We start from the raw sequence: 26,711 nt of genomic DNA, 5'->3' as shown, positions 1-26,711 counted from the left end.
GGGATGAATATGGTTCAAAAGGTGAAACAGTGGTTTGCAAAAACATTTGAAAGTAAACAGGGGAAGGCAAGGAAAGCCACAAAGATTCCTTCCTATAAAGGCCGCTTAATTGGAAAATGGGCCTTTTGGCTCCTGTTTTGTTGGATGCTCATTGTATCCATCACAACCGTAATAAAAGGGAAGGGAGATATACAAGCAAAGGCCAGCACCACTCCAAAGGAAGTCACACAAAAACAAAACCTTGCCTCACGTCCAGAAGCGATTGAATTTGCTCGCGGGTTCGTAAAAGAATACTTTACGTGGCAAAGAGGGGATGAAGGCAAGAAGAAGCGTTCAGAGCGCTTACAGCTCTATGTACCGAAAACATTTGATCCACAAGTTGGTTTGGATTTTGCAAGTATACAATGGGATTCCCATTTTCTATACGCAACTGTATTAAAAGTAGATGAGGTCACAGATAAAGAAGCAAATGTAATTTTTAAAGTGAGATACAAATTAAGCCGCATGAAAGCAGATAATAGTGGGCCAGAGGATAAGGAGGTGATCCAGCAAGTGTCGGTTCCTGTTCAATCAGATGGAAAGGCTTTTGTGATTAGTGGATTCCCTCAAATCGTCAAGGTGAATGAAAAAGCAGAAGTACCAGAAGGGAAAGAAGAGAAAGAACGAGAGGAAATTCATGAAATGACTGTAAAAGAAGACATTCGAGAATTTTTGCCAACCTTTTTTAAATCCTATACGACCGCAACACAAAAAGAACTCGCGTATGTTTTAGCCAATACAGATATTAAAGGGTTAGAAGGAGCCATGAAATTTGAAAATGTACTTTCCTCTAAGATTTATCCAGGAAAAACAAAAGGCACATATGAGGTACAAACAGAGGTATCTATGATTGATCCACATTCTGAATCGAAAATGAAAACAGGTTATACGTTGTTTGTAAAACAAGATGGAAAGCAATGGATCGTAACAGACTTAAAAACAAAATAGGAGAGGGGCATGTATATGTTCAATATAAATCATTTTGTGTTAGGAATCGGGTTAGAAGGATTTTTCGAAATGATGAAGACACAAGGAACATACGCGTTATATTGTGCGTTTATCATTGTTATCTTGATCGTAGCGGCAAAGCGCGCATGGGGAAAAGCGATCACATTAATTGTTGGCGGCGGGATTGTTGTATTCTTCATTAACAAGCCAGATGCATTAAAAACAATTGGAACGTGGTTAGGTGGATTATTTGGCGTCTAAGTAAGGGATGGAAAGGGAGAGGGCTACATGAAGGAAAAAGAATCAAAATCTATCATTGTCTATTGTTTCGGAAGCTATATGAACTATATGCGAAGACAGTACGAAATTATGGGGTATCGTCTTCCGCGTGCGGTTACATGGAGGGCACTTGGTTATTTTGCGGCGGTAGAAGCGGGGCTTGTAGCCTTCCGCTTCCTTCCTCCCTTTAAATGGATATTTGGGGATATGATCGATCAAGTTTGGCTCATGTATTATGGTGTGATCCCTCTTTTCCTTGTATGGGGCGCAGATAAATATAAAACAGATGGAAAATCACTTTTCTCTTTTGTTCGGTCCTGGATCACATTTCGTTTACGGAAGCATCAAAGTAGTCGATTGGTGAATGTACCCAAACTTAAAAAACATGTGTTTTATGGTCATGTATGTGTACAACATGACGTCAAAGATTTACCAATCGTACATTCATTCAGTGAAGAAGAGAACGACATACACGCTTATGATGTAACATTTTTACCCCAAAAGGAGGAAGTTGAATATGTTGAAAACGATGAAAAGACCACCATTAAAGCACGTTGAAAAGAATTTAGCGTTTAGTACAGACGGAAAAGTATCCGCAGTGTATGAAGTAGACGGATTTGAATACGATCATCAAGATGAAAGTACGAAAAAAGTATATTATCGCAATCAACTCGCTCTATTTACCCATCAAGAATATGATATCCACTTGCTTGTGATTCCTCGTACAACAAATTCAGATGAAATTCTGGATGAACATATTTCCACTTTAAAAGGGCCAATGGCCCCAACAGGACGCTTTCTTTTTAAAAAGGTAAAAGAATACTTACGAAATGCGGCCATTGCGAAAGAGAACATGGAATATCGCTTTTTCGTTTTAGTACAACTGAATATGGAACAGAAAGAAAGACAAATTCGTAACCCTGTCGTAGAAACATGGAAGTTTATGAAGAAGGTTAGAGAAGGATTTGCAGAGACAGCTCAAAATATATCGGGTATGAATGTGACGGATATTTTAGAAGAGGAAATTGAAAATTATTTAGAAGTAGAAGACGTGTTATTTAGCCAGGTTAGAGGGGCCTTTCATAATACAAGACGTGCGAAACCATCTACAACACGCTTTTTATTCCATCATAACTTCAAACGTGGCATGAAAGAACTAAATCGGGATCAAAACTGGAAAGTAGGTTCTACGGTTACCTTGAAAAATGAAGAAGGAAAGGCGGTAAAAGTACGTCGGCCAGATTTACAAGAAATGGTGCACTTAACGGATACGGTGATTGATGAAAGCCCAGGGCGTTCTCTTATACTCGAAAGACAAAATGAAGAAGGAGAAATCGAAACCTCTCATGTTGCTTTTCTTGCGGCGAAAGATATGCCCGAAATATCGGCTTTTCCTGGTGGAGAGTGGATTTATCGCATTCAATCTCATTCATTAAAGTTTCCTGTTGAAATGAGTATTCGAGCGTATCACTTAGAAAACCAGATGGTCACACAAAAGCTCTCAAATAGTGAATTGGAATTAAACGATCAACGTCAACAAGCAATGGTAGGTGGTCGCACAACAGATTTAACAATTGATCGTAAAGCAAGAGGCGTCAAAATTGTAAAAGATCGATTTGAAACAACAGGAGCACCTGGATATGAACTAAGTGTACTGTTTTGTGTATATGCCGAAGATGAAAAAACATTAAAATCACGCGTCAATACGCTCATTACAGAATATCGCAAAATGAAAATTGAATTGGTCAATCCATTTGGAGAACAATTAGCATACTTCTACGAGTTCTTACCAGGCTCTAAACGTTATAATACAGACTTTAAGTTATTTGTGGAACCAGGCGTACTTGCACAGGGAATGTTTGGGGCAACGACACAAATTGGCGACAATCAAGGGTTTTACATTGGAAAGACAAAGAAATTAAATCGTCCTGTTTTTATTCGTCCCGAACTAGCGGCGAAAGCATTAGATAACATTGTGACAGCGTTTGAAAGTTTATCAGTTATGTTTGCGGGGCAAACAGGGAAAGGGAAATCTTTCTTAATGAACTTACTCGCTTTCTGGATTGTTATGAGTGGCGGAAGGGCATTTATCATCGATCCTAAGGGTGATCGCACAAGATGGCCCGAATTATTGCCAGGGTTCAATGAGGATACCTTGCAAGTATGGACGCTTGGGAAGAATAAAGAAGATGCGGGCTGTTTAGACCCATTCCGAATCAGCGCAACGATAGAAGATGCGAAGAGTTTAGCACTTGAAATTTTGACGTTCCTATCGGATGTAGGTTTAGAGGATATCCGATATGACTATTTATATAAAGCGATTGAACGAGTGGCGGAAAAAGAAGATGCATGTTTAACTTTGGTTCGTAAAGAGCTAGTGGAAATGAAGAAAGAACCTAACTTATTGCCAACTGAATTAGAACGGTTAAATGCCCTTACAAATCGTTTAGCGACTTTAGAAGGCATTCAGCTAGGAGATTTATTGTTTGGTAAACAAGGTCAAGATTACCGCGTATTAAGTCTAGAACGTCCGTTACAAGTATTACAAATTCAACATTTACGCATTCCGAAATCAGAGGAAAAGAATGAAAGTGTTACAGACAAATTATCTCGTAGTATCTTAATTGCATTAGCGGCATTTGGTAAATCCTTAATGCATTCCGACCGTAGTATTTTCAAAGTATACCTACAAGATGAAGCATCAAGTATTTTGAAAAATAAAGAGGGTGCGGCGTCTTCTGACAAAATCATTCGAGAAGGACGTTATCACAATATCGGCTTGTATTTAGGCACACAAAATGCATCCGATTATCAATCAGAAAACAAAGAGGTTGCAAATGTGGGGATGAAATTCTGTTTTGCATTGAAATACGATAAGGAAGCGGAAGAAATGTTGCGTTACTATAACTTACCGGTCACAGAAGAAAATATCTTAATGTTACGCCAGCTTAGACGCGGCGAAGCCTTGTTCCAGGATATTTTCGGGCGAACCGCGGTTGTAGAAATTGATCCTGTTTTCCAAGAATTAAAGACTGCATTTGATTCCTCTACGAAAACAGACGAAGAACGCGCACAACAATTAGCGTAATTCGTATTACAATACAGATAAGAGTATTCTAAATTATCTGTATATGGAGGATGGAACGATGAAAAAATTACGTATGTTATCTGGATTATGTGTAGCAGGAATGTTAATGGTAACGGGGATTGCGGGTTGCTCAAATGAAACGAAAAGTAATGTAAATCAACAAGAGAGTCAGAAAGAACGTGACATGAAAGAAGCGGATAAAGCCGCAATGAACTATGTAAGAGCCTATATTGAAATGGATCGAAAAAAAATGAATGAATTACAATACAAAAAATTTGATTTTGGAGAAGATCGAATTAAACATCCAGGTGCTAGTAAGGGAATGAAGGAGCGATATGACTTATACCGATTTGACTTAAAAGAAGGAGAAAATGAGTATTACTATCGTGTGAAATACTTTGATCCTGTAGAAAATGCACAGATGGGAATGAAATTGAAAGTAGTAAAAGATGAAAAGGACGGGAAATGGAAAAATTACGAATGGAACTGGGATGGTCATAATAGTTTAGATTCTATTGTGGGAAGTATAGAGCCAGTTCATGTTCATAAATGGGGGCAAAAGGAATGAAAAAACTTTTCTCTATTTGTATGATTCTTGTATTCTTTTTACTACCGTTAGGGCCTCATGTGGCCCTAGCGGAAGATACAAAAACAGAAGAAAAACAAGAACAAAAAGGAGCACGAATTTCTGAAAATCTATTTAGTGGGTACACAGACGGGATTTACAAAGATAAGTATTACGAAATTGATACGTACCAGCCGAAAGAAGACGATAAAAACGTGTTTCAAAAAGTTGGTGGATACTTATTTGGTGATGATAGTGTGGGAAAAGACTTACAACGGATATTGTATACAACTTGTCAATGGTTTGCGAATATGGCCTTTCAGTTAAATGTGATTCTGGGCCAATTAACCATCTTTTTAGTCGATCAAGCGTTGAACCTGGATATTGTAGATACGGTTGCAGATAAATTAGGAGCGGCTATGCAAAATATTGCTGGTATTGGAAAAGGCGGCTTTTTATCTTCGGGGTTATTCCCAGCAATTATCGGCATTGCGTGTGTGTTATCCGCTTGTTATGCGGGATATATCTTTTTTATTAAACGCCAACCCTCAAAAGGTTTAAGTGAATTAGTAAAAACAGTATTTGTCATTGCTTTTATTGTTACGTACATCGGGAACGCAAGTACAATTTTAAAGAGTGCGAATACAATTAGTTCTGAAATTAGTGTAACAGTATTGGCGAAAGCAACGGGAACGGTTGCGGGTGATCCAGGACGTTCTAAAGCAGATGCAATTTTTTCAGTGAAAAAGCAGATTTGGGATTTATTGGTTGAACGACCATATTTGTTTCTACAGTATGGGGAAGATTCTAAAGAAAAAATAGGAACTAAAAGAGTAGATGGATTACTAGCGAAAGCACCAGGTAAAGAACGTGATGATCTAGTTAGAAAAGAAGTAACAGATGATGGAAACCAAATGATGGTTATTTCATCGGTGGGAGAGCGTCTTGTATTTACAGTCATGTATTATGTCGTGAATACATTCGCAGGTGTTCCAGTAATTGCGTTTTGTTTACTAATTGTAGCATTCCAATTATGGTTCCTTGTCATGAGTATTATCTCACCAATCGTTATGGCGGTGGCTCTATTGCCAGGACACCGCAGAGTTATTGAAAGCTGGGCTTCACAATGGATTCGCCCATTGGCATTAAAAATATTTATGTCAGTTATGCTTGTTATCATCTTTACGGTGGCAGAATTACTGTATGTATTACCAGAAGCGGGCGTTGCAGGATATGTGTCTACAATGATTTTTCAAATTCTTGTTTTCGTTCTTTGCTACCTGTTTAGAGGAAATATTGTTGCGGCCTTTAGTCGAGCGCGCGGCGTGTATGAAACGGTCACAAATATATCTCTTATGACTGAAAACTTTGTAGATAAAGGAAAAGAGTACGCTGGAAATACAATGTCTTATATTGGAGACAAAATGGGAGCACATTTTAACAGCGCGGCTGAATTAGCGGCGGCAGGCGGCCAGTTAGAAAATGCAGGGACAGACAACGAAAAGACAAAAGCTAACCCGTTAGTGCAAGCGAATATACCGAACGATTTACCAAATAATCAAACGGAACAAGAAAAAGAAGAGAATAAAAAGAAAGGAAAGCTGATTTCCTTACAGGATCGTGATAAAGAAGGGAATTTACCACAGCAGGAAGAGGAAGGAAAAGAACAAACGACACCAGGTGAAGAAGAGGCACCAATGCAACAAGACCTTATCAGCTTAGATAAGGAAGCATTAGAACAAGAAATGGAAGAACAACAAGAAGGAACAGAAGTAGAAGAATCAGAAATGGAAGTTCAACCAGAACTTGTATCTTTAGAAGATGAGGAAATTCCAACAGGAGAGGAAATGCCAGCTGATATAGAGGGATATGAAGAAGTTCAACCAGAAGTGCCAGAACAAGAGGTACCATTAGGAGATATTCCGCCTGATATAGAAGTATACGAAGAGGTACAACCAGAAGTACCAGAACGAGAGGTACCATTAGAAGAGGTTTCAACTGATATGGAGGCATATGAAGAAATCCAAACAGAGGTACCAGAACAAGAAATGCCACTAGAAGAAGTTTCAAGCGATATGGAGGCATATGAAGAGATTCAAACAGAAGTACCAACACAAGAACTTCCATTAGAGGAAGTGTTACCAGATCATGAAACATTTGAAGAAATCCCATCCGATATCCCACAACAAGACATTCCAACAGAAGAAATTCCGATGGATATTTCAAGAGAAGAAATACAGCCAGAACAGGAAACTTCAACACATATTCCACAACAAGAAATCCCAACACCAATTGAAACAGAGGCAAATGATCCTTTAATACCAGATACAATTCGTGCAGATGTAAATGAGGAGGGTGTCATTGTCCCTCATACACCAGAAACAACAAGTGCAGATATTCCAGATGCTATTCCTGCAGAAGTAAATGAGTCTGGGGAGATTGTTGCAAAAAAACCTAATATAGATGTCGAGTCAACTGTACAAGAAATAAATTCTTCTGACTCATTTATCCCAACGGAATCCATTTCCCCTACTGATTTAACACGAGTAAATGAGAAAGAAGTAAGCAAAAATGAACCGATTCAAGGAGAAGCGGAAACAATCGATACACCAGATATACAATATGGAGCTGTAGCCGCGGGAAGTGAAAATTGGATGCCTTCTACTGATCCACAAAACTTAGATAACTTAGATGATTTGGAGCCACAAAAAAAAGATGAGTAGAGTCCTAGACTTTTAGGACTTTACTATTTTTTTACGAAAAAAGGAGCGATATAGCTATGAAACACTGGGGATTAACGTGTATGAAAATGGTGAGTATCAGTATTTTTCTCTGTATTGGGTGTTTAGGGTGGATGAACATAATCATTCTTTTCATACAGAGAGAATGGCCGACAGATTTATTAGGATGGATTGGTTTAGGGTTACTTATCTGGTATACGCTTATTCTTTTAACTCTCCAAATTATCCATAATGAGTTACGTTGCTCTATTGATGACAGGGCCAAACTAGCCTTTTTTATCTGGTTTGTAGGAATCGGTCATTTTGGATTATTAGACTTTATACAAAACCAGCAATCTACTCTTTTAACGTTACTATTTCATGTTTTAGCGATTATACCTATTCTTTTGGCCCTTACATATGGGCTGATTGTTCGAAAGTATTCCAATCAATCTTGATACATGTTGTAAGGGGGGAGGGATGATATGAGACCAGAAATAAAAGAAGTTGTAGATAAAACGGTACAAGAAGAGATTGCACAAGAACAAAAAAAGAAGAAGAAAAAGAAATCCTGGTTACTGACATTTCTTTTTGGGAGTTCTACTTTCACGATAGGATTGTTCGTTTGTATTGGATTTCTTTTATTTATCGTTTTGGGGCAAGGCATTGGCAAAAAAGAAGAGGAAGCACCAGCAACCATCCCAAGTAATGGAATGACGGTTTGTCGGCCAGGTGGAAAAACAGTGGCACCAGAAGAACTACAACCCCACCTGGGCGGCGTTTTTACAGGGAAAGCACAAGCCTTTTTAAATGCAGGAACACAAAACCAAATCGATCCCGTTTTACTAGCGGCCATTGCAAGATTGGAAACGGGTAATGGTACTTCTAATGCAGTAAAGAACTATAACAACCCTGGTGGCCTCATGGACCCTGGTAGTTCACAAATGAAAGGATTCATGAAGTTCGCCACTTTAGATGAAGGAATCAACGCTATGGCACGAAACTTATATAAAAATTATATCGGTATGGGGATTACAACAATAGAAGCAATAGGAGCGAAATATGCACCGCCAGGAGCCGCAAATGATCCGCATGGCACAAATGGTTTATGGCCTGTATTAGTAACAAAGTTTGTGGCGCAAATGGGCGGCCTTACTTTTAATTGTGAAGCGGGAAAGCCAGGCGGCGTTGTAGATACTGGATCAGCAAGCTCACAAGGGTTTATTCGTCCTATCGCTCAAACAACGATTACAAGCCCATTTGGGCCACGCTGGGGCACTATTCATAAAGGTATTGATTATTCTTGCCAAGACGGTGTCACACCAATTGCCGCGTCGAAAGGTGGCGTTGTAGAGTGGGCGAAATTTGGCGCTTCCGGTTCGGGGTTTGGCGGATACGGAAACGTAGTTGTAATCAATCATGGGAATGGATATTGGAGTTTATACGGTCATATGTCGTCCATTACTGTACAGGAAGGTCAAAACATTGGAGTCGGTCAACAGATAGGTGTTTGTGGAAGAACAGGGCAAGTAACAGGGCCACATCTTCACTTTGAGATCAAAACATCTTTGACGTTTGGTCAAGTCGACCCAGCACCTTATTTGCCGAAATAAGCGGAAAGAAAGGGAGGATTAGGGATGAAAAAGGGAATCGTTGGTTTAATCATAGTTGTACTAGTGGGTATCAGTGTATGGTTATGGAATCAAAATCGCACCTTACAGCATAAAGTTGAGCAGACAGAAAAGAAATGGACGGAACAAGTAAAAGAGCTAAAAACAGAGAATCGAGCATTGGAAAAGCGTGTAACAGTTTTAACAGAAAATACCCAAGATAAAGGGCAAGAAGTAGCAAAACAGTTTGTAGAGCTGTTAATACAGAATGATAACAAGCAAAAAGAAAAGCCAGGATTTGAAAAGATCAAAGAAATGATAACAGGGGAAGCACGAAACAAATTATTAAATGCGCCAGAGGATGCACATAACCATATACAAGATGATGGCTCTATGCACATTCAAACGAAAGCAAAGATAACAGATATGTATTACATCAAAACCGCTGATAATAAAGCGGATGTAACAGTTAAATATGATTATCTTGTAACGGTTGATGGAACAGAACAACAAGAAAAACACACTATGAAATTAAATTTAGTATTAGAAGGTGAGAAATGGTTTGTAGAAAATTATGAGTTCCAAATCAATACAGGAATTGAAGGACCATAGAGAAAGGAATGAGGGGAGTTGGTGAATCAAAATGTATTGCATCATATCGGGTATGAAATATTGCAAGAAACGTTTGTATTGATTCGAAATGTATTTTCCTATTCAAGCCAAGATGAATCCAGTGTAACATATGTGCGAGAAATTGCGGATGCCTTGCATAACATCCCACATTCGATTCAGAAACAGCATGATACATTTTTAGAATTCGAGTTCAAACTGTTAGAAGAAACATTAATGCAAATGGATTTTGGAAAGGTTGCCGCGCAAAACATTCCCTATTTTAGAATGTATGCGGCACGTGTACAGCAATTGTTACAGAAGCGCTATAAAGAGGTGTAATCTAGTGGAAATGGGGCGATAAAGAATGATTGTATTGGGAATTGGGCTGTCAGTTTTGCTGATAGCCTTTTTGTTTATCCAGGTGTATCCGTTCCAGGAACAAAAATTAGAACAGAGAAAATATGATGAATATGGAATCTGGATCATTATTTGTACAGGAGTATGTCTCTATGTTTCGCACCATTTTTTACAGGAAAACACATGGCAATGGGGTTTAAAAATCATAGGTGCAACTTTTTTTACAGGTTTTTCAATTGGATGTGTTGGAAAACAAAGTATATATGATTTTCAACACAAAAAGTTTCCATTCCAGAAAAAATGACGCCTCAAATTCGCTTGTAATTAATTTTAAAGGGATTGTTAATACATTTGGTATCGAATGAGTTTGTGACCCTTATTCAGCCTTTTAAGTAGTTCAAATGAATTTTTAAAGAAAAAGAGGTGTGAAGATGATTCTTTTTAAGGTTATTGCATATATTTTGCTAAGTATAGGAGTTTGTACGCTTGTTTTGGCAGGAATTGCCGCGATTGTAAAGAAACAAATGATAATCGCAAATATAAACCTATTATTGGCCATGTATTATTTTTGTTCGGGAAGTCTTCTGTATTTGTGCACGTTATGGGAAACACAAGATATTTTCCTACAAGCCTTTTTGATTTTAATTGTGGGAATTGCGATCATCCGCTTAAGAAAAAGCTGGTATGTACCGCAAATGCGTACCTATCTTCAAAAACAACAGGAGCAAGCGACAAATAAGAATGATCTGTGAGGAAATCCATGAAAAAAGGAGTGGAGAAATCTTGATACATCAATATGAATTGAACTTTTCAGTGATGTATAGTGGCAAGGTAACAGGCTCACAATCTACAATTATTCCAGCAAGTTCTCTAGAGGAAGCAAATGAAAAATTACAATCGGAAGTAAAACGGCGATTAGGAAAGTGTAGTATAAAAGTGAATGCGGCCAATTTATGTGTTTCAGAAGATAGTCGATATACGATTGAATAAAATAATGAAAAAAGTTCCCTAAAAAGGGAATAGAAGAAGGGAAAATGCAACTTATTCGCGGTATGCATAAACATAGGATGCTGATAGAAGATATTACAAAATTTACAAATTTACGTATAGAAAAAATACGAAACATTTTACAAATATAAATGACTAAAAACACCATTTACAGTATTTGTAGATGGTGTTTTTGTACCTATTATACCGATAGTCTTTTTAGTGTATTTTCAAGTTCATTAGTATTGGCTAAGTATGGAAGAGTTGAAAAATGTTATAAGTGTAATGTTTAAAAGAATGAGTGTAGATTTTGGTAAATATATGTTCTTCCTGACATTAAATTAGGTATAATAGAGATATCTCAATTGACGTGTTTTTTGAGAACTTATAGAGGAAGGGTGAAATTGATTTGGCTAGTAAGTACAACCTGTTTATAAGTCATTCATGGGCTTATAGCAACGAATATGAAGGTTTAATAGAATTGTTAAATAAAGATGAGGATTTTTTATATAAAAATTATTCAGTTCCTAAAAATGATCCGATTCATAATGCAAAGAATGATAAAGAATTACGCGAAGCAATTAAGAGGCAAATGAGTTCGTGTCATGTGGTTATTATTTTAGCAGGAGTATACTCTTCATACAGCAAATGGATTGATGAAGAAATTCAATTGGCTAAAACAGGATTTATCGTTCCTAAAAAAATCATAGCAGTGGAACGCTTCGGCTCTCAAAGGACATCTAAAAAAGTAAAAGACAATGCGGATGTTATTGTAAAATGGAATTCAAAGTCATTAATCAAGGCAATTAAGGGTGAACTGTAAAGGAGGAAGGTAGATATGTATGGTGCGAAAAAAGCACTTATTATAGGTCTGGGTAATTACCCGACAGCTCCTTTAAAAGGAGCGATAAGCGACGCACATAGTGTACATAGTGTACTGCAAAGTAATAGCGATGGTTCTCCTAATTTTGATTGTAAACTTATTACAGACGAATGTAGCAAAGTTGGGTTAAAAGCAGCAATACGTGAGTTGTTTGAAGGTGAAAATGATGTTGCTCTTTTGTATTTCTCTGGTCATGGGGTTGTAACATCTACGGGTGGATATGTGGCTACAACTGATTATCAAACAGATAATGAAGGAGTATCCATGCATGATATTTTAAGTTTCGCAACTGAATCAAAAGCTAAAAATAAAATTATTATATTAGATTGTTGTAATTCGGGGATGTTTGGTATACAGGACAGTAATAAAACAACGGGATTAGCTTCTATTTGTGAAGGAATGACAGTTCTAACAGCTAGTAGGAAAAATGAACCGGCATTAGAAGTTGATGGTTCGAGCGTATTTACATCGTTGTTAGTAGAAGCATTACATGGTGGAGCTTCAGATTTGATGGGGAACATTACACCAAGTAGTGTATATTCTTATATAGATAGAACGTTAGGCGCATGGGATCAACGACCAATATTTAAAACAAACGTGTCTACATTTACATCATTAAGGACAGTTAATCCGCCTATTTCTGTGGAACTCCTTAGAAAACTAAGCGAATATTTTGCTAGTCAAGAAGAGTATTTCTCATTAGATCCATCGTTTGAACCAACAGAAGAACCACGTAATCCTATAAATGAAGAGATTTTTGGAAATCTTCAGAAGCTAGCACGTGTTGGATTGGTAGTACCAGTTGATGCAGAACACATGTATTATGCTGCTGTGAATTCAACAGCTTGCCGTTTAACTGCTATGGGATATCATTATTGGAAGTTGGCAAAAGCACGTAAGATATAAAAGTTGGTATTTAACCTATAATTAAACTAAAAAGAAGCTAGTATACTAGCTTCTTTTTAGTTTAATTATTTTTGTTTTGTTTAGGTGGTTGTGCAGGTGGAGCGGGAGGTCTAGGTGTTAAAGGTTTATCATTTAATCCACCTTTTTTTATAGAACTTTCTTGTAAACTTTTATTTTTTTCCATTATAATTCCTCCTGTACAAAATATTATGCTTTTAAGGGAATTCAATTATTAAATTAGATTTATCTTTAGTGATGTACACTGCTTGCATAGAGTAAAGTTTTTGAGCATCAGAATTTCTGTATACATCTACATCTCGAATGAAAAGTTCATTATTATCGAATGTATCGGAAAAAGCTTCAACCCATCCTTGATACATTAAATCATTTTCTAAATCTCTAATAATTACCCAAACGGATTGTGGTGAATCGAATACATATGACCAAACATCTAATTGACCAAATTTTTTGCTGACCCCTATTTTTTTTGCTAATTTATGCAGAAATTTACGATTAAGTATTGTAGAAATAACAAAGGCTAATAATATCGCCACAAATGTGGCAATTACAACTTCTTTGATATCTATAGATGCTTGTTTGTTGACTAGAGAGTTTAGGAAGCTAACTTTCCATGTAGGGATTAGTCCTTTCATTATAACGAAAAAGTTATTAATAGAAATGAATACATATAATAAAAAATACGATGCTAACCCTAGTATAAAGGAGTGAAGTAGAAACATTTTAAACTCTCTTACCCTATGAGGTGTTAGAGTATCAATGAATAGTAATGAAATAATGCCAGGGAAAAATATAAGTAATAGTCTGATTGTTAACTCTGAAATTTTGTTCAATCCTCCTTTTAGGCTAATTTATAGTATATATTTTTAGATATTTAATTATAACAGAGCTGTATAGTAAGTGGTATGTTTTGTTGTAAAATAGATAATGTAAAGGAGATTTATATGAGATGGATTTTGAAGAACTTTTCTGAAGGAATACAAATTAATATGTTGACATAAGGGCTTAGTTGCGTGTGTATCACTTTTTTATGTACAATGAAAGAAAAACATCATATGAGATGGGGAGAGGAAAACCCATGTCCAACCAACAATTAGTGAATTTACGCATTGATTTTGCTTTTAAACAATTATTTGGCACAAGTGGAAATGAAGATATTTTGATTGCTTTTTTAAACGCGATGTTGCAGGATTCTTTAGAATCACCTATTGTTTCGTTACAATTAGAAGATCCACACTTGCACCGAGAACATGAAGAGGATAAATTATCGATTTTAGATATTTCCGCTACATTAGATACAGGTACAAAGGTAAATGTAGAAATACAGCTGAATAACAATCATGATATGATTAAGAGAAGTTTATATTATTGGGGAAGGCTATATACATCCCAGCTACAAAAGGGAATGCCGTATAGTTCCCTTCATAAAACAATTACGATTAATTTGTTAAATTTCGTTATGTTTCCTGAATACAAGGCATTCCATACAACAGGCATTCTATGGAATCAACAGCAACAAAAGAAGTTAAGTGATGATATTGAAGTTCATATTGTGGAGATTCCAAAGCTGATGCAACAGTGGCGGAATGAACAAGTAAATCCCTGGGAAGATTCGTTTGTTCGTTGGTTATTATTACTTCCAGCGAATGAAGATGAACAATTAACCCAAACATTGGAGGATATTGCGATGAGCCAAGACCCGATTTTACAAAAAGCCATGAATAAATGGGAACGTATGAGTCAAGATTCTTCTTTCCGACAAGCGTATGAAGCGAGGGAGAAAGCGTTGATGGATGAAGCCGCAAAATTTGCTTATGCAGAACAAAAAGGGATTGAAAAGGGCATTGAAAAAGGGAAAATACAGCTTATTCGTGGTATGCACAAAAACGGAATGCCAATAGAAGATATTGCAAAGTTTACAAATTTACGTATAGAAGAAATACGTAACATTTTACAAGCCTAAATGGTTAAAAATAATGAATATCCATTGCCATATAAAAACGGATACGCACTTTTAAAAAGGGTATCCGTTTTTATATGGATGATGGGTATCTCGCGTATATGCATCATACCCCGTAATCATCAGAATAGAAAATTAAAAGAGCGTAATTTTTGCTGATTTTATACATAACGGCTTCTCAGGATTGTGTATACCATTTAGTAAGAGCTTTTATCACTTTTCTTCTTAATCGTGGCTTTAACTTTGCTAAAGCATCTTGTAATTGATCATTTGCCATTAAAAATTGAGTATCTAGCATTAAATAATATGCAGCATCATTTACATATTTATTATGGCGTGTATATTGTTTCCCATAAGTAGTATGATTTTCTCTATTTTGATTCAAAGTTTCAATATTTTTATAACAAGCTTCTTTTTTTATGTCATATATATCTTTAGTTTTAAATGTTAGTTTACCTCTAGGGTGCCTATTTACAAACAAAATTTCATTTTCATATTTTAGACTATTGGGTGTATAAGAGGCTTTAGCATATTTGGTTAATAAAAAATCGGGGTGCATAATAATGTCTTCGACTGGGACTTTAAAACCAACCTTTATCAATTTGTGACCATAAGCTGTATCTAAATTCCTATTAAAGCATTGTCCAGATAGCAAAATATTTGTATCAATTTCGAATGAAAATTCTGGATTATTTAAACCGCCAATGTCTATTTGGCGTAGGACTTGTGCTAATTCGATAGTATTTAAAGAGCGATAAACTCGTATAAATCCCCCCTCTTCTACTAATTCACATACTTTTAGCATGTATTGAACATGATTATAGATATTCTGGATGTCTCTAATCGCTTCATAAAACATGTCATCAGGAATTGAATTTGCTAAGGACAAGGTATCTTCAAAGTATTTATGGCGATAAACATTTTGTCCATATTCAATGGGCATATAGTATGTCTCTTCATATCCTAAACGTCTTTGAATATTAAAGGCGAATTTAATTAAGGATGTTAGATAATATCTAGTAAAATTATACCGTTCATTATCAATGGTAAAAGGTACAATTTCTATATCATTTATTGTGCCACCTTCAATACAAGCACCCACTAAAGGAGAGCGTACCCGATAACGATAGAGGTTTGCCAAATTTGATGAAGTTGTATCATGGAAATAATATGTTTCTTGGTCTTCACAATCTTGAACGTATTTCATAAGCCCTCTCCTTGTATTAAGTGCTTATCTTGGTAATGTGAATTCTTTTTCTTTAGATGGATCTGCAGTCCAACAACTACTAATATTATAGGTTTTGCACATTTTATATGCCTCTTCACTCAGCCATTGTTTGGTTTTAGCGAGATTCTTAGGTCTAACTTTTTCCCCCCTTATTGTGTTGTCTCTCCAGTCATAAAAGTAAATTTTCTCCGGTTCTTCTACATCTTTTCTATAAGGTGCAAAGTCTCTTGGTTTTGGAAGCTGTCTGGGGCTTGTGGTATTTGGAATTTTGCTGTTAATTTCCTCATAAAATTTCTTTGGACTAAAAGGTTGTGAAGGACTTGAAGTTAATCCTAGTGCTTCGCAAATGTCCCCGTATTTGTCCCCTAAATACGGATTAATAATAAATCCTTTTTTGACGGCAACTTCAAAGAAGAGATTTTTATTTCTTACTCCAATAGCAAGTGCATGAGGCGTAGAATCTATTATGTAAATAATACTAAAAACAGCTTTATTAATGGTTATTGAAAATTTCACACGTTGAAGGTCTTGTTCGATCATACTGTTATACAATGGCTCTAGTCCTGTTAATTGCATTTGTAAAGCCCTCCTATAAAATAATGGTCCAATTATAACGTTTAATTATTCGGAATAATATAATTATAAACCATTTGCAAATTAAGGTAAAATAAAAAACAGAAAACAAGTTTTACAAAAGATACAAAATGTTAAACTCATAAGAACTAGCGATATCATGCGATTTTCTATGGTATTACTGTTTTTTTTTCGCTATAAAATAAAAAGAAAAAGATTATCAGTTTAACAAAATATAGTTATTGTTAAAGTAAGTTTTACATATTGTAGCTTACAACAGAGTTTTAGGAGGTCAAGTTTTATGACGAAAGGGGGACGAAAACCTGGGGCAAATGAGCTAATTCGTTCAATAGAAAAAATTGAAGAAATGAAAGATTGGCTGTTGCAAAATTCCTCATATCGAAATTACTTTTTATTTTGGAATTAACACAGGTTTACGCATTAGTGACATTTTACGGTTGTGTGTAAAAGATGTTCGTGGAAAAGATGGCATGAAAATTAAAATGGAAAAAACAGATACAACGGTAGAAGTGTATTTCAATTCAGTCTTACAACAAGAAATTGCGAAATACACAAGCAATCGTGCTGATTCTGATTGGATTTTTCCAAGTCGTCAAGGGGATAAACCCATTACAAGACAAATGGTACATAATTTCTTGTATAAGGCGACCGAGGCTTGCGGTATTGATTCAGAACAATGGGGAACACATAGTATGCGAAAAACGTTTGGATATCACTATTATCAGAGAAAGAAAGATGTGTACTATTTGATGAAACTATTTGGCCATGCGACGCAAGGTCAAACTTTACAATACATTGGTGTCGAAGCTGATGAAATTCGTAAAACAATGGAGGATTTCACTTTATAAGAATCCAAAGGGGGAAACCAGAGTATGAAAGAGGGAAGATTAGAACAGGAAAGTAAATCCCGAAAGTACGAACGTATTTTTATCATCTCATTTCTTACCACGATAGTTCTTATTATTGGAAGTATAGTTGTTGTAGGGCATACAGGTTTTAAATACATAAAGTACTTGGCGGTAGCAATTATAGTCAGTATAAGTATTACTAATGATATACAAAAAAGATATAAGAAATATTCTAATTTAAGCAATAAAGAATAGGGGGGTATAGATGGAATGTGTAGAGTTTGAAATTCTAAAAAGTTATGAATCACCAACAGTTTATTTTTGCGAACATGAGATGAAAAATAGTTGTTTGATTGCAATTCCATCCTGGAATTGGAGTTTCTTAATAGATTACACGATTAATTTTATAGATGAAAAGCCTAGGTTAATGAAAGCATTGGAGAAGTATGTTTCTTATCATCTTGTGGAGAATGTTGCAGATGCATTTTATGACTACGCGTTTAGCCAATTCGATTAAGATTTTCATAAGGGGGAGCATAATGAATTTTAAAGGGGCGGTAAGTAGTATTTTAGTAATGGGATTACTATTTTCGGGATGTTCAGCAATTCAAAATTCAAATCCTGCAAAACAAACAAGTGGAACACAAGATATTGCACAAGTTATAGAGTTTCCATCAAATAAGTATCCGGAAACCGCGGCGCATATTAAAGATGCGATTGCAAGTGGCAAAACAGATATTTGTACAATTGATCGGGGTGGAGCCGCAGAAAGAAGAAAACAATCATTAGCAAATGTTCCAACGAAAAAAGGATATGATCGGGATGAATATCCTATGGACCTTTGTCGTGAAGGCGGAAAAGGTGCTGATATTAGGCATATAAAACCAGCTGATAATCGTGGCGCAGGTGAAAATTGTTGTAAAGTAAATTAGGAAATTGATTGCAATGGATATAATATTAAAGATCCCTAGTTACGGAATTAATTGTAACTAGGGATCTTTAATAAAAGTTTCGATCAACTTAATACATATGGATTTGTTTTTGACGGTTTAACTTTCCTTGCAAATTTAAATATTGAGGTTTTTCTTGTTTCTTCTCATCTATTACTATTTTTGAAACTTTATAATTTATATCGGAAAAAATAGCTATATGTTTGATCCCTTCTTCAAACTTTTGCATAACTTCCTCAACAAGTGATTTATTATAAATCGTAATAGAAACGGAAGGAATTCGCTTTATATTATCTTTATCTGCTTTTTCAACCCAAGGAGAATAAAGTGAAATGCTATGGTATGGGAATGTTTCAGTTGGTTTGTTTATTGATTTAATTCGACCATGAAGGCAAATGGGATGATCTGGAGATGTAGAAAGGTAGTCGAAAGCCTCCCTAAAATTCTCGGTATCATAAAAAAATTTATTCCAATCAATCTTTTTGTTATGAAATTTTAATACTACAAGATTACGTAATTCTCTGTCTTGATCTTCAAGTTGAGTACGTAACTGCATAATTTTTTTCATAGATGCAAGGTAAGAAGAAAGCTTCCCTTTATTTTCATAAACTTTTTGAGGATTCTTTTGTTTGGCACCTGTTGGTACTAAAACATCACTAGCTACAGCGCTGTTTTTCTTTTTGTGTAAAGCGTTTTTAATAACATGTAGTCTAAATTCATACTTTCCATTTTCTAAGCTAGTCATTAAGTCTTCTGCACTTCTTGCAATTACTTTAACTTGATCAGCAGTGTTGAATTGGCAAGTTTCAATATGTTTTTCTTTACCAGCTAAGCGAAGAAATGCTCTTACTTTTATTGTTTTGTCATTATATTTACGTTCGAACTCATCCACAAAACTAAGTTGTTTACGACAATTTTCATCAGTACAGTATAAATCAGTTTGTAAGGCTTCATTTTCTTGAATCTCATCAATCCCGACAATTCTATTTAAAAAGGGATGATAAGCACTAGACATTTTAATTCCCATTTTACACCCTCCTATATAAATTGAATGTTCTTTATTTTATAGTATCAAATATTTCAAGGAAGATAATGGGTTATTTTTAAAAACAGTTATTTTAGGGGTACGGAAACGATTCTGGGTATGAGGGGCCACTCTGGGGTTTAATTACAAATTAAAGAAAGAACTTTATTCAAGTTCTTTTAATCTACGATACAGAGCGGCCTGACTCACACCTGTAATCTGGCAGATTTCCTTAACAGTTTTATTGGTATGCTTCCTTAATTCAATCGCATGATTCATACCTGGGTGCTTGTCTGTATATTTCTTCAATCTTCCTCTATACACTCCTTTTTGTTTCGCTAACTTTATTCCCGCACGTTGTTTCTCCTTAATCATTTCTCGATCTAGTTCACTAAAGGCGGCCATGACGGTTAAAAAGAATTTTCCTGTTGGCGTTCTCGTATCTATTCCTAAATCTTATTGTTGAGATAAGAGAATTCTTTCCTTTATTTTTAAAATGATTTCATCAGGATTAATTTTTTTTGCTGATGGAACTCCTAAGATAAGAGAAGCACCCTCACTTGCATATACTTCTTCTCCATTTTCGTGAGAAACAACAAATAATCCTTGTCCTTCAAATTCAATATATATAATTTCTTTGATTTTTTTTACATTTGTTTGTATAGACCTATAGATTTTATATAAATCTTTACTACGGTTTTCTCCCCCCCATACGTATAGGCTCTTGTTCGTTTGTAAAAATTAATCCCTCTGGGTTGTTTCTATTTAAAATAAACCATAATTTTTCATCTGTAGGCAATAAATATTCAGATAGATTTTTGGAGTCATTATTTATAATGTTTTGTTGTTGTATTTCATAAACATGGAAAAAAATGTGGATATTTCTAAAGTTGAATTAGACGTAAAATTATGATTTTGATGAAGTTGCTTGCCATCTTTTAATAGAGTGCCTTTACTATTTTGATAATCTTTTAGTGCTATCTTTTCAGGTGATTCTTTAGAGTTATCAGTTGCTTGAGCAATTTTATTCATACTTATTAATGCAATACTAAAAAATACAACTAAAATTATAGTTCTCGTTATTTTTTTCATAAACTTATTTCCCTTCTTATTTTCATTTAATATTCTCTACTAATATCTTGAACTGTTTCATTCCACCAAAATCTATCGTTATTTTTAAATGATTCAAAGTTATGTTGATAATGATCTCCATACCAAGGATCCATATAAGTAATATAGTTCATATTATTTATACCTTTAAAATAACCATCTAACACAAGAAAATGACCAATATTCCCTCCATTTTTCCAGTTAATAAGTGTAATTATTGGCTTATTGCTATTAATTTGGCTTCTAAACCCATCATAAGAAAGAGTTCCCCTATTAATTGTTGAAGTTAAACCAAAATAATTAAGACCATTTTGTATTTCTCTAGAAGTAGCTGGATAATTGTATAAGCCACCTTTTACATATCCTACAAATTGCTGTTGTGTAGTTGGTTGCCCCAAATAGTTTAAAACAGATACTGAAGTACCTGCCCAACACCAATTAGACTGCTGTTGTTTAATATTAGGAACATTTAATTTAACAGTTGTTGTAGAATTAGGTGGATTTCCATTTATAAATGCCGAAGCAACATATGCTTTTTTACCGTTTTTAAAAAAATAAAACCAACGATTATCTATACTTCCAGTCCAATAATCCTTTAATCCCTCTCCATATTCCCAACCATTGAAGTAAACGGTTTGATTTCCTTGAAGAACATCTATTATATTTCCAGTTAAATTTTTATTATCGCGCACATTTACTCCGATGGGAGCAGTTACACCTGAAAATTCAACTTCCTCGGCAAACACATCATTGACATTAGAAAAATTCCACAGAGATAAAATAAATGCAACTATAATTAAAATTCTTTGTGCAAGCTTCATCTTCTCACATCCTCATATGGTATGTTTAAAACACTATTAAAACGAAAAATTAAGTTGTTTAACTTTTTAAAATTTCAAGTACACACTACTTTTTTATAACTCATGATGTAATACTCCTTTCATTTTATTTCTATACTATTTTAATTTATTCAAATATCCTTATAATACCTCTTGGAATTCTAATATGTAATAAATATGACACAATTAAAATCTAGTTTTGGAATGCTCTCTAGCTAATAAATAGGATCATAAAATGTGAGAAAGATAGTTAAACATGGCTGTTATAAGAAAATAGTAGATAGAAAAGGAATCAATCAATAATAAATCATAAAAATACCCCTAGAGAAATTTGCAGGCATTTTTTATAGATGAAGTATTCAAAATCATCCCTTCAACTCATTTTTTAGAAACATCCTTACGCCCTTTAATTTTAATATTCTGAATTCATTTTGGGAATAGACAATACTTTATAGATATGAATATGTAATTATTCATATCTATATAAATACTTTGAAAGTAATTGTATATTTAATTTTGTAATTATATTTTTTATTTTACTTATATTGAAGGGGGAAAATGTATGAAAAAAACTGTTATTACATTGCTTGCTGCAGGAACAATGTTAGGTGCGCCTTTTTCAACTGCATTTGCAGAAGAACAAGCATCCCAAAAAGAAGTAATGGATAAAATGGAAGTGCAACAAAAGAATTGGAATGAGGAACAAGGAAGTCCATCATTTCTTTCAGGTGAATTATCTGATAAAAAGGTAGAAACTCAAAAAGCAGTGAAAGAGTTTCTTGAAGAAAATAAAGAACTATTTAAGGTAAATCCACAAACGGATCTGACACTGAAAGAAGTGAAATCGGATGATTTAGGTATGAAACATTATGTTTATACAAGGTCTGTAAATAAGGTGCCTGTTGATGGTGCACAATTCATTGTTCATACAGATAAAGAGGGCAAGGTAAAAACAGTAAATGGAGATGTTCATCCGGCTGCTGCAGAAAGTTTAAAAGGTGATACAGAAGCAAAGATTACAAAAGAAACAGCGCTTTCAAATGCTTGGAAACATATTAAACTTACAAAAAATGATACATTAGTAAAAGTAGATGGAAACACATTAGACCAGGTAAAAGAAAACTTAGATTCTACAAATGAAAAAGCGGACTTAGTTGTATATGAAAAAGACGGAAAGTATTATCTAACGTTTAAAGTGCAACTGCAATTTATTAAACCTTATGGAGCTAACTGGCAAATTTATGTGAATGCAGAAGATGGATCAATCATAGATTCATATAATGCAGTTACAGACGCAGATAGCGCTCAAAAAGGATATGGATATGGAGTATTAGGGGATCGAAAAGAACTGAATACAACATTTGATAGTGTACAGAAAAAATACTATTTAAAAGACACAACAAAGCCTATGAATGGAGGCTATATTGAAACATTTACGGTAAATCATAGTGATGCAGATTATCCAGTTAACTATCGTCTACTGGATAATGATAATGCTTGGATAAATAAAGATCAAGGACCTGCGGTCGATGCTCATTATAATGCTGGAAAAGTCTATGACTACTATAAAAATATTCACAATCGTAACAGTTTTGATGGAAAAGGAAAAACAATTCGCTCTGGTGTAAATTATGGAGTAAATGTAAATAATGCATTTTGGAATGGGCAGCAAATGGTTTATGGAGATGGTGATGGGCGCATATTCTCTCCACTTTCAGGTTCCCTTGATGTTGTTGCGCATGAATTAACTCACGCTGTGACACAGTATTCAGCTGATCTTCGTTATGTAAATCAATCAGGTGCATTAAATGAATCTTTCTCTGATGTATTTGGATATTTTGTTGATCCAACAAATTGGGATTTAGGAGAAGCTGTATATACGCCTGGTATTTCTGGAGATGCACTTCGCAGTTTATCAAATCCTGAAAAATATGGCCAACCTTCTCATATGAGGGATTATCAATACCTTCCTGCAACTGAAGAAGGCGATAACGGTGGGGTACATATTAATAGTGGTATTCCGAATAAGGCTGCATATCTGACAATCAATGCTATTGGTAAAGAGAAAGCAGAAAAGATCTATTATCGCGCGTTAACAACATATTTAACACCAACAAGTGATTTTAAACAAGCTCGTACAGCTTTATTACAATCCGCAGCTGATTATGATGGCTATGGTAGTGCAACCTATAAAGCAGTAGAAAATGCTTGGAATCAAGTGGGCGTAAAGTAAATTAAAATTCGTTTATAATATTTTTATGTTTTTAACATTTAAATCATAAAAGGACCTATGTCTTGTTAATACAAGTAGGTCCTTTTATTGTATTAATTATATTTATTAAATGTTATAATATGTGTAAACGATAAATGGAGGTTATTATGAATCTTTCATCAAGTGTAAGCAATCAGGTACTAGATCAAACAATGATTTTGGTTGGACTGGAATCCAATTTAGCAATGATAGAATTTAACTTAGATACAGAGGTAATTTGGGTAAATGATCATTTTGCACAAGCTTTAGGTTATACAATCAGTGAAATGAAGAACATGGTACATAAACAATTTTGTCCCCATAGTTTTATAAATAGTAGAGAATATAATCAGTTATGGGAGAATTTAAAAAAGGGAATTAAGTTTCAAAAGAAAATTCAAAGAGTTGGTAAAAAAGGCGATTTAATTTGGTTTGAGGCTACCTATATTCCAATTAAAAATGAACAAGGGGTAGTAGATGCTGTACTAAAAATTGCAACGGATATTACAAATCGTGAAAATCAAACAAGAGAAGTTGTTTCACATTTAAAGAATTTATCTATAGATTTAGGAAGTAAAGTCGACATTAATTCTAAGGAAAATATGAAAGCTCTACAATCTTTAAAAGAACAGATTAACTTAGTAAGTGAAATTGCTCAAATGATTAAGGAAATTTCTTCCCAAACTAATATTTTATCTTTAAATGCAGCAATTGAAGCGGCAAGAGTAGGAGAACATGGACGTGGATTTGCAGTAGTAGCAGAAGAGGTAAGAAGATTGGCAAGTAATGTTGATGGTGCAATAAAAAAAATAAATTTAAATGTAGAGAGTATCACAAATGGTGTAACCATTGTTAGGAATGTGACTGAAAAATTACAAAGAGAAGTGATTAATAATCAAATTGAAATTAGTAATACTATGGAAAAGTTCGAAAATATTGTGGGGTGAATATAAGCATAAAGAACTATCTTTTGAAGTTAAGCTATAAATTATACATAAAAAAGAAAGGCATGTCTTACATGCCTTTCAAGTGATTACTATTTTCTAAAGTTTTAATAATTATGTTTAATAGTAAACTCGCTCTAATCGGATACGTAAATATTAAAATAGTAGGGATACCGCCCTAAATCCATTAACACTATTTTATGGTTTTCGTTTCTATTCACTTATAGTTTGGCTGTTACTGAATCCTACCTGATTAGAATTTTGCTTATATCCAAGGTTGCCTCGTGTGAAAATAAGGATAAGCAAAGCAATAAAGCCCAACCCTATCACTACAAGGGGTACCGCCAGCATTTCGGAAAAAAACCACGCTAAGAGAATTTATCTAAAAAAGAGCCGAAATTTACCCCGTTAAGAGTAAATTGGCTCTTTAATATGTAGAGGGTGCATAGAAAACTTAGAGGGTTATTAATTCTGTGTTTATTCGAGTTTTCGTTGATTAATTGCTCGATAAAGAGAACCTTGTGATACACCAGTTCCTTCTACAATTTCTTTAATAGAGTATTCTTTACTGTCATACATGCGTAATGCAATTGAGAGTTTTTCTTTTTCTAATTTGGGTCTACCTAATTTTTTTCCACGTTTCTTACTTGCTTCTAATCCTTCTTTCACTCGTTCTGCAATCAAATTTCTTTCTAATTCTGCAATGACACACATCATTTGCAACATAGCCTTACCTGTAGGCGTTCCTGTATCCATATTCTCTTTCAATGATACAAATTGAACTCCTATTTCTTCGAACTGTTGGATAATACTTAGGATATCTAATGTTTTCCGTCCTAAACGTGAGATACTTTCAACTACAACAGTATCTCCTTTTCTTATCACATCAAACAAATTTATAAGACCTTGTCTTTTTCGAATTGTTCCAGTGAATTTTTCTTGAATGACTTTTTCACATCCATATTCAGTAAGTGAATGGATTTGCCGATCTAAATTTTGATCAATCGTAGATACGCGTGCATAACCAATAATCATTTGCTTCCTCCTGTACAATCATATATTTTCATTGTACCGAAGGTTCATTTATTGTAAAGGTATTTGGTAATACTTTTGGTAACTATTTTTTGTAACTCGAAAACCCTTATAAATATAGAAATAGAAGCAAGGGGAGAAATGTTACAAAAATATTGGTTTTTGGTAAGAGTTCTTTTAATGGATTTTTTATAAAATACAAATGAGATTAACCTTGATTAATAATAAATAAATAAATAAATCTTTGAAAATCCAAAGAATATTTTCAATTATTTTAGAAAAGACTGTTTTTTTATAATTTATAGTATGTACAAGCCCTACATTGAATAAATTTTTTAAAGAGAAAGGAGGTATATAATGTCAGATGAGAATGAAGAAGAGTATTCAAACGAATTAGCCCAAGCTGATTTCATATCTGCTGCAGCGTTTGATCCTAGTCTTGTAGGCCCTACATTGCCGCCAACTCCACCATTTACACTACCGACCGGTCCGACCGGAGCTACTGGTTCTACTGGAGCCACCGGTCCTAGCGGAGCCACTGGTTCTACGGGAACTACAGGCCCTACCGGAGATACAGGCCCTACCGGAGATACAGGTCCTACCGGAATTACAGGACCTACCGGAGTTACAGGTCCTAGCGGAGCCACTGGTCCTACGGGAACCACTGGTTCTACGGGAGTTACAGGTCCTACCGGAGCCACTGGTTCTACGGGAGTTACAGGTCCTACGGGAGCCACTGGTTCTACGGGGGTTACAGGTCCTAGCGGAGCCACTGGTCCTACGGGAGCCACCGGTCCTACGGGAGCCACTGGTTCTACGGGGGTTACAGGTCCTACGGGAGCCACTGGTTCTACGGGAGTTACAGGTCCTACCGGAGCTACTGGTCCTACGGGAGTTACAGGTCCTACCGGAGCTACTG

Annotated in this window: 31 protein-coding genes and 5 pseudogenes; 26 read left to right on the top strand and 10 right to left on the bottom strand. The window is 35.1% G+C overall.

Annotated elements, in window-relative coordinates; genetic code table 11:
- Positions 1 to 9 precede the first annotated feature (9 nt).
- From MR147_RS24805 to MR147_RS24730, 16 genes and pseudogenes are all read left to right on the top strand, one after another.
- A complete protein-coding gene (locus MR147_RS24805) occupies positions 10 to 987 on the top strand; it encodes a conjugal transfer protein (RefSeq protein ID WP_061678407.1) in 978 nt (325 codons plus the stop codon).
- Between the two features lie 9 nt (positions 988 to 996).
- The gene (locus MR147_RS24800) at positions 997 to 1,248 is read left to right on the top strand and encodes a TcpD family membrane protein (RefSeq protein WP_000281809.1); all 252 of its coding nucleotides are present in this window, start codon (positions 997 to 999) and stop codon (positions 1,246 to 1,248) included.
- Positions 1,249 to 1,275: 27 nt separating this feature from the next.
- Positions 1,276 to 1,824: a TcpE family conjugal transfer membrane protein gene (locus MR147_RS24795; RefSeq protein ID WP_061678408.1), complete on the top strand. Its 549-nt coding sequence runs from the start codon at positions 1,276 to 1,278 to the stop codon at positions 1,822 to 1,824.
- Positions 1,784 to 4,354, top strand: coding sequence for an ATP-binding protein (locus tag MR147_RS24790; protein WP_061678409.1), 2,571 nt, complete (start codon positions 1,784 to 1,786; stop codon positions 4,352 to 4,354). Before MR147_RS24795 ends, MR147_RS24790 begins: the two co-directional genes overlap by 41 nt.
- Positions 4,355 to 4,412: 58 nt before the next feature.
- Entirely contained in the window at positions 4,413 to 4,922 is a 510-nt protein-coding gene (locus MR147_RS24785) for a hypothetical protein (RefSeq protein ID WP_061678410.1), read from the top strand.
- Positions 4,919 to 7,642, top strand: a complete 2,724-nt coding sequence (locus MR147_RS24780; RefSeq protein ID WP_086717773.1) for a CD3337/EF1877 family mobilome membrane protein — start codon at positions 4,919 to 4,921, stop codon at positions 7,640 to 7,642. Before MR147_RS24785 ends, MR147_RS24780 begins: the two co-directional genes overlap by 4 nt.
- Before the next feature lie 56 nt (positions 7,643 to 7,698).
- Positions 7,699 to 8,097 (top strand): hypothetical protein, encoded by a 399-nt coding sequence (locus tag MR147_RS24775; RefSeq protein ID WP_000683510.1) that lies wholly within the window; start codon positions 7,699 to 7,701, stop codon positions 8,095 to 8,097.
- A 27-nt stretch (positions 8,098 to 8,124) separates the two neighbouring features.
- Positions 8,125 to 9,252 (top strand): peptidoglycan DD-metalloendopeptidase family protein, encoded by a 1,128-nt coding sequence (locus MR147_RS24770; RefSeq protein WP_061678412.1) that lies wholly within the window; start codon positions 8,125 to 8,127, stop codon positions 9,250 to 9,252.
- A 24-nt stretch (positions 9,253 to 9,276) separates the two neighbouring features.
- A complete protein-coding gene (locus MR147_RS24765) occupies positions 9,277 to 9,861 on the top strand; it encodes a hypothetical protein (RefSeq protein ID WP_086717774.1) in 585 nt (194 codons plus the stop codon).
- A gap of 18 nt (positions 9,862 to 9,879) precedes the next feature.
- A complete protein-coding gene (locus MR147_RS24760; protein ID WP_000248033.1) occupies positions 9,880 to 10,200 on the top strand; it encodes a hypothetical protein in 321 nt (106 codons plus the stop codon).
- Positions 10,201 to 10,225: 25 nt separating this feature from the next.
- Positions 10,226 to 10,522: a hypothetical protein gene (locus MR147_RS24755; RefSeq protein ID WP_000636253.1), complete on the top strand. Its 297-nt coding sequence runs from the start codon at positions 10,226 to 10,228 to the stop codon at positions 10,520 to 10,522.
- Positions 10,523 to 10,649: 127 nt separating this feature from the next.
- On the top strand, positions 10,650 to 10,970 hold the full coding sequence (locus tag MR147_RS24750; protein ID WP_000600086.1) for a hypothetical protein: 321 nt from the start codon (positions 10,650 to 10,652) through the stop codon (positions 10,968 to 10,970).
- A 31-nt stretch (positions 10,971 to 11,001) separates the two neighbouring features.
- Positions 11,002 to 11,208, top strand: a complete 207-nt coding sequence (locus tag MR147_RS24745; RefSeq protein ID WP_012580580.1) for a hypothetical protein — start codon at positions 11,002 to 11,004, stop codon at positions 11,206 to 11,208.
- Between the two features lie 20 nt (positions 11,209 to 11,228).
- Positions 11,229 to 11,357, top strand: a pseudogene (locus MR147_RS24740) (Rpn family recombination-promoting nuclease/putative transposase); the annotation flags it as partial.
- Between the two features lie 257 nt (positions 11,358 to 11,614).
- Positions 11,615 to 12,028 carry a TIR domain-containing protein gene (locus tag MR147_RS24735; protein ID WP_000157351.1) on the top strand — a complete coding sequence of 138 codons (414 nt, stop codon included), beginning with the start codon at positions 11,615 to 11,617 and terminating at the stop codon, positions 12,026 to 12,028.
- 15 nt (positions 12,029 to 12,043) lie between these two features.
- Positions 12,044 to 12,994 carry a caspase family protein gene (locus MR147_RS24730; RefSeq protein WP_000274130.1) on the top strand — a complete coding sequence of 317 codons (951 nt, stop codon included), beginning with the start codon at positions 12,044 to 12,046 and terminating at the stop codon, positions 12,992 to 12,994.
- Between the two features lie 61 nt (positions 12,995 to 13,055).
- Here the strand turns inward: MR147_RS24730 and MR147_RS27090 are convergent, their stop codons facing one another.
- Positions 13,056 to 13,178, bottom strand: coding sequence for a hypothetical protein (locus MR147_RS27090; RefSeq protein WP_012580577.1), 123 nt, complete (start codon positions 13,176 to 13,178; stop codon positions 13,056 to 13,058).
- A gap of 31 nt (positions 13,179 to 13,209) precedes the next feature.
- Positions 13,210 to 13,845, bottom strand: coding sequence for a DUF6338 family protein (locus tag MR147_RS24725; protein ID WP_001033845.1), 636 nt, complete (start codon positions 13,843 to 13,845; stop codon positions 13,210 to 13,212).
- 245 nt (positions 13,846 to 14,090) lie between these two features.
- Between MR147_RS24725 and MR147_RS24720 the strand changes: the two genes are divergently transcribed.
- Entirely contained in the window at positions 14,091 to 14,975 is an 885-nt protein-coding gene (locus MR147_RS24720; RefSeq protein WP_000070879.1) for an Rpn family recombination-promoting nuclease/putative transposase, read from the top strand.
- A 175-nt stretch (positions 14,976 to 15,150) separates the two neighbouring features.
- On the opposite strand, the gene MR147_RS24715 is transcribed toward MR147_RS24720, so the two are convergent.
- Positions 15,151 to 16,179: a hypothetical protein gene (locus MR147_RS24715; protein WP_000878402.1), complete on the bottom strand. Its 1,029-nt coding sequence runs from the start codon at positions 16,177 to 16,179 to the stop codon at positions 15,151 to 15,153.
- Between the two features lie 24 nt (positions 16,180 to 16,203).
- Entirely contained in the window at positions 16,204 to 16,776 is a 573-nt protein-coding gene (locus tag MR147_RS24710) for a DUF6037 family protein (protein WP_001177549.1), read from the bottom strand.
- A 298-nt stretch (positions 16,777 to 17,074) separates the two neighbouring features.
- Between MR147_RS24710 and MR147_RS24705 the strand changes: the two genes are divergently transcribed.
- Genes MR147_RS24705 through MR147_RS24685 form a run of 5 tightly spaced genes read left to right on the top strand, consistent with a single transcriptional unit; the run spans position 17,075 to position 18,574 of the window.
- On the top strand, positions 17,075 to 17,200 hold the full coding sequence (locus MR147_RS24705; protein WP_000160190.1) for a hypothetical protein: 126 nt from the start codon (positions 17,075 to 17,077) through the stop codon (positions 17,198 to 17,200).
- Positions 17,201 to 17,231: 31 nt separating this feature from the next.
- Positions 17,232 to 17,642: a tyrosine-type recombinase/integrase gene (locus MR147_RS24700; protein ID WP_002028802.1), complete on the top strand. Its 411-nt coding sequence runs from the start codon at positions 17,232 to 17,234 to the stop codon at positions 17,640 to 17,642.
- Positions 17,643 to 17,666: 24 nt separating this feature from the next.
- Positions 17,667 to 17,897: a hypothetical protein gene (locus tag MR147_RS24695; protein ID WP_000658017.1), complete on the top strand. Its 231-nt coding sequence runs from the start codon at positions 17,667 to 17,669 to the stop codon at positions 17,895 to 17,897.
- Between the two features lie 10 nt (positions 17,898 to 17,907).
- A complete protein-coding gene (locus MR147_RS24690) occupies positions 17,908 to 18,159 on the top strand; it encodes a YueH family protein (protein ID WP_000389052.1) in 252 nt (83 codons plus the stop codon).
- A gap of 22 nt (positions 18,160 to 18,181) precedes the next feature.
- A complete protein-coding gene (locus MR147_RS24685; RefSeq protein WP_061678415.1) occupies positions 18,182 to 18,574 on the top strand; it encodes a NucA/NucB deoxyribonuclease domain-containing protein in 393 nt (130 codons plus the stop codon).
- An 88-nt stretch (positions 18,575 to 18,662) separates the two neighbouring features.
- Here MR147_RS24685 and MR147_RS24680 read toward each other — a convergent pair whose 3' ends face one another.
- The 4 genes and pseudogenes from MR147_RS24680 to MR147_RS24665 all read right to left on the bottom strand — a co-directional run bounded on the left by MR147_RS24680 (position 18,663) and on the right by MR147_RS24665 (position 21,547).
- Positions 18,663 to 19,619, bottom strand: coding sequence for a hypothetical protein (locus tag MR147_RS24680; protein WP_000511678.1), 957 nt, complete (start codon positions 19,617 to 19,619; stop codon positions 18,663 to 18,665).
- A 162-nt stretch (positions 19,620 to 19,781) separates the two neighbouring features.
- Positions 19,782 to 20,072: pseudogene (locus MR147_RS24675) on the bottom strand (recombinase family protein); the annotation flags it as partial.
- A pseudogene (locus MR147_RS27310) lies at positions 20,073 to 20,708 on the bottom strand (hypothetical protein).
- A 26-nt stretch (positions 20,709 to 20,734) separates the two neighbouring features.
- Positions 20,735 to 21,547: a papain-like cysteine protease family protein gene (locus tag MR147_RS24665; protein WP_061678416.1), complete on the bottom strand. Its 813-nt coding sequence runs from the start codon at positions 21,545 to 21,547 to the stop codon at positions 20,735 to 20,737.
- Between the two features lie 580 nt (positions 21,548 to 22,127).
- On the opposite strand from MR147_RS24665, the gene MR147_RS24660 reads away from it, so the two are divergent.
- The 3 genes and pseudogenes from MR147_RS24660 to MR147_RS27300 all read left to right on the top strand — a co-directional run bounded on the left by MR147_RS24660 (position 22,128) and on the right by MR147_RS27300 (position 24,763).
- Positions 22,128 to 23,798: a M4 family metallopeptidase gene (locus tag MR147_RS24660; protein ID WP_000754399.1), complete on the top strand. Its 1,671-nt coding sequence runs from the start codon at positions 22,128 to 22,130 to the stop codon at positions 23,796 to 23,798.
- A 134-nt stretch (positions 23,799 to 23,932) separates the two neighbouring features.
- A pseudogene (locus MR147_RS27305) lies at positions 23,933 to 24,337 on the top strand (PAS domain-containing protein); the annotation flags it as partial.
- The gene (locus tag MR147_RS27300; protein ID WP_372586867.1) at positions 24,320 to 24,763 is read left to right on the top strand and encodes a methyl-accepting chemotaxis protein; all 444 of its coding nucleotides are present in this window, start codon (positions 24,320 to 24,322) and stop codon (positions 24,761 to 24,763) included. The pseudogene MR147_RS27305 and the gene MR147_RS27300, both read left to right, overlap by 18 nt.
- A gap of 210 nt (positions 24,764 to 24,973) precedes the next feature.
- Here the strand turns inward: MR147_RS27300 and MR147_RS24645 are convergent.
- Positions 24,974 to 25,093, bottom strand: a pseudogene (locus MR147_RS24645) (CPBP family intramembrane glutamic endopeptidase); the annotation flags it as partial.
- 144 nt (positions 25,094 to 25,237) lie between these two features.
- Positions 25,238 to 25,795, bottom strand: a complete 558-nt coding sequence (locus MR147_RS24640; protein ID WP_000583545.1) for a recombinase family protein — start codon at positions 25,793 to 25,795, stop codon at positions 25,238 to 25,240.
- 354 nt (positions 25,796 to 26,149) lie between these two features.
- Here MR147_RS24640 and MR147_RS27295 point away from each other — a divergent pair.
- Positions 26,150 to 26,711, top strand: a 562-nt coding sequence (locus MR147_RS27295; protein ID WP_242304810.1) for an exosporium leader peptide-containing protein, incomplete at its 3' end; no start/stop codon positions are given.

Origin of the sequence: Bacillus cereus group sp. BfR-BA-01350, assembly GCF_022663775.1 — a bacterium.
Taxonomy (GTDB): Bacteria; Bacillota; Bacilli; order Bacillales; family Bacillaceae_G; genus Bacillus_A; species Bacillus_A paranthracis.
This window is presented reverse-complemented; position numbering and strand designations above follow the sequence as displayed.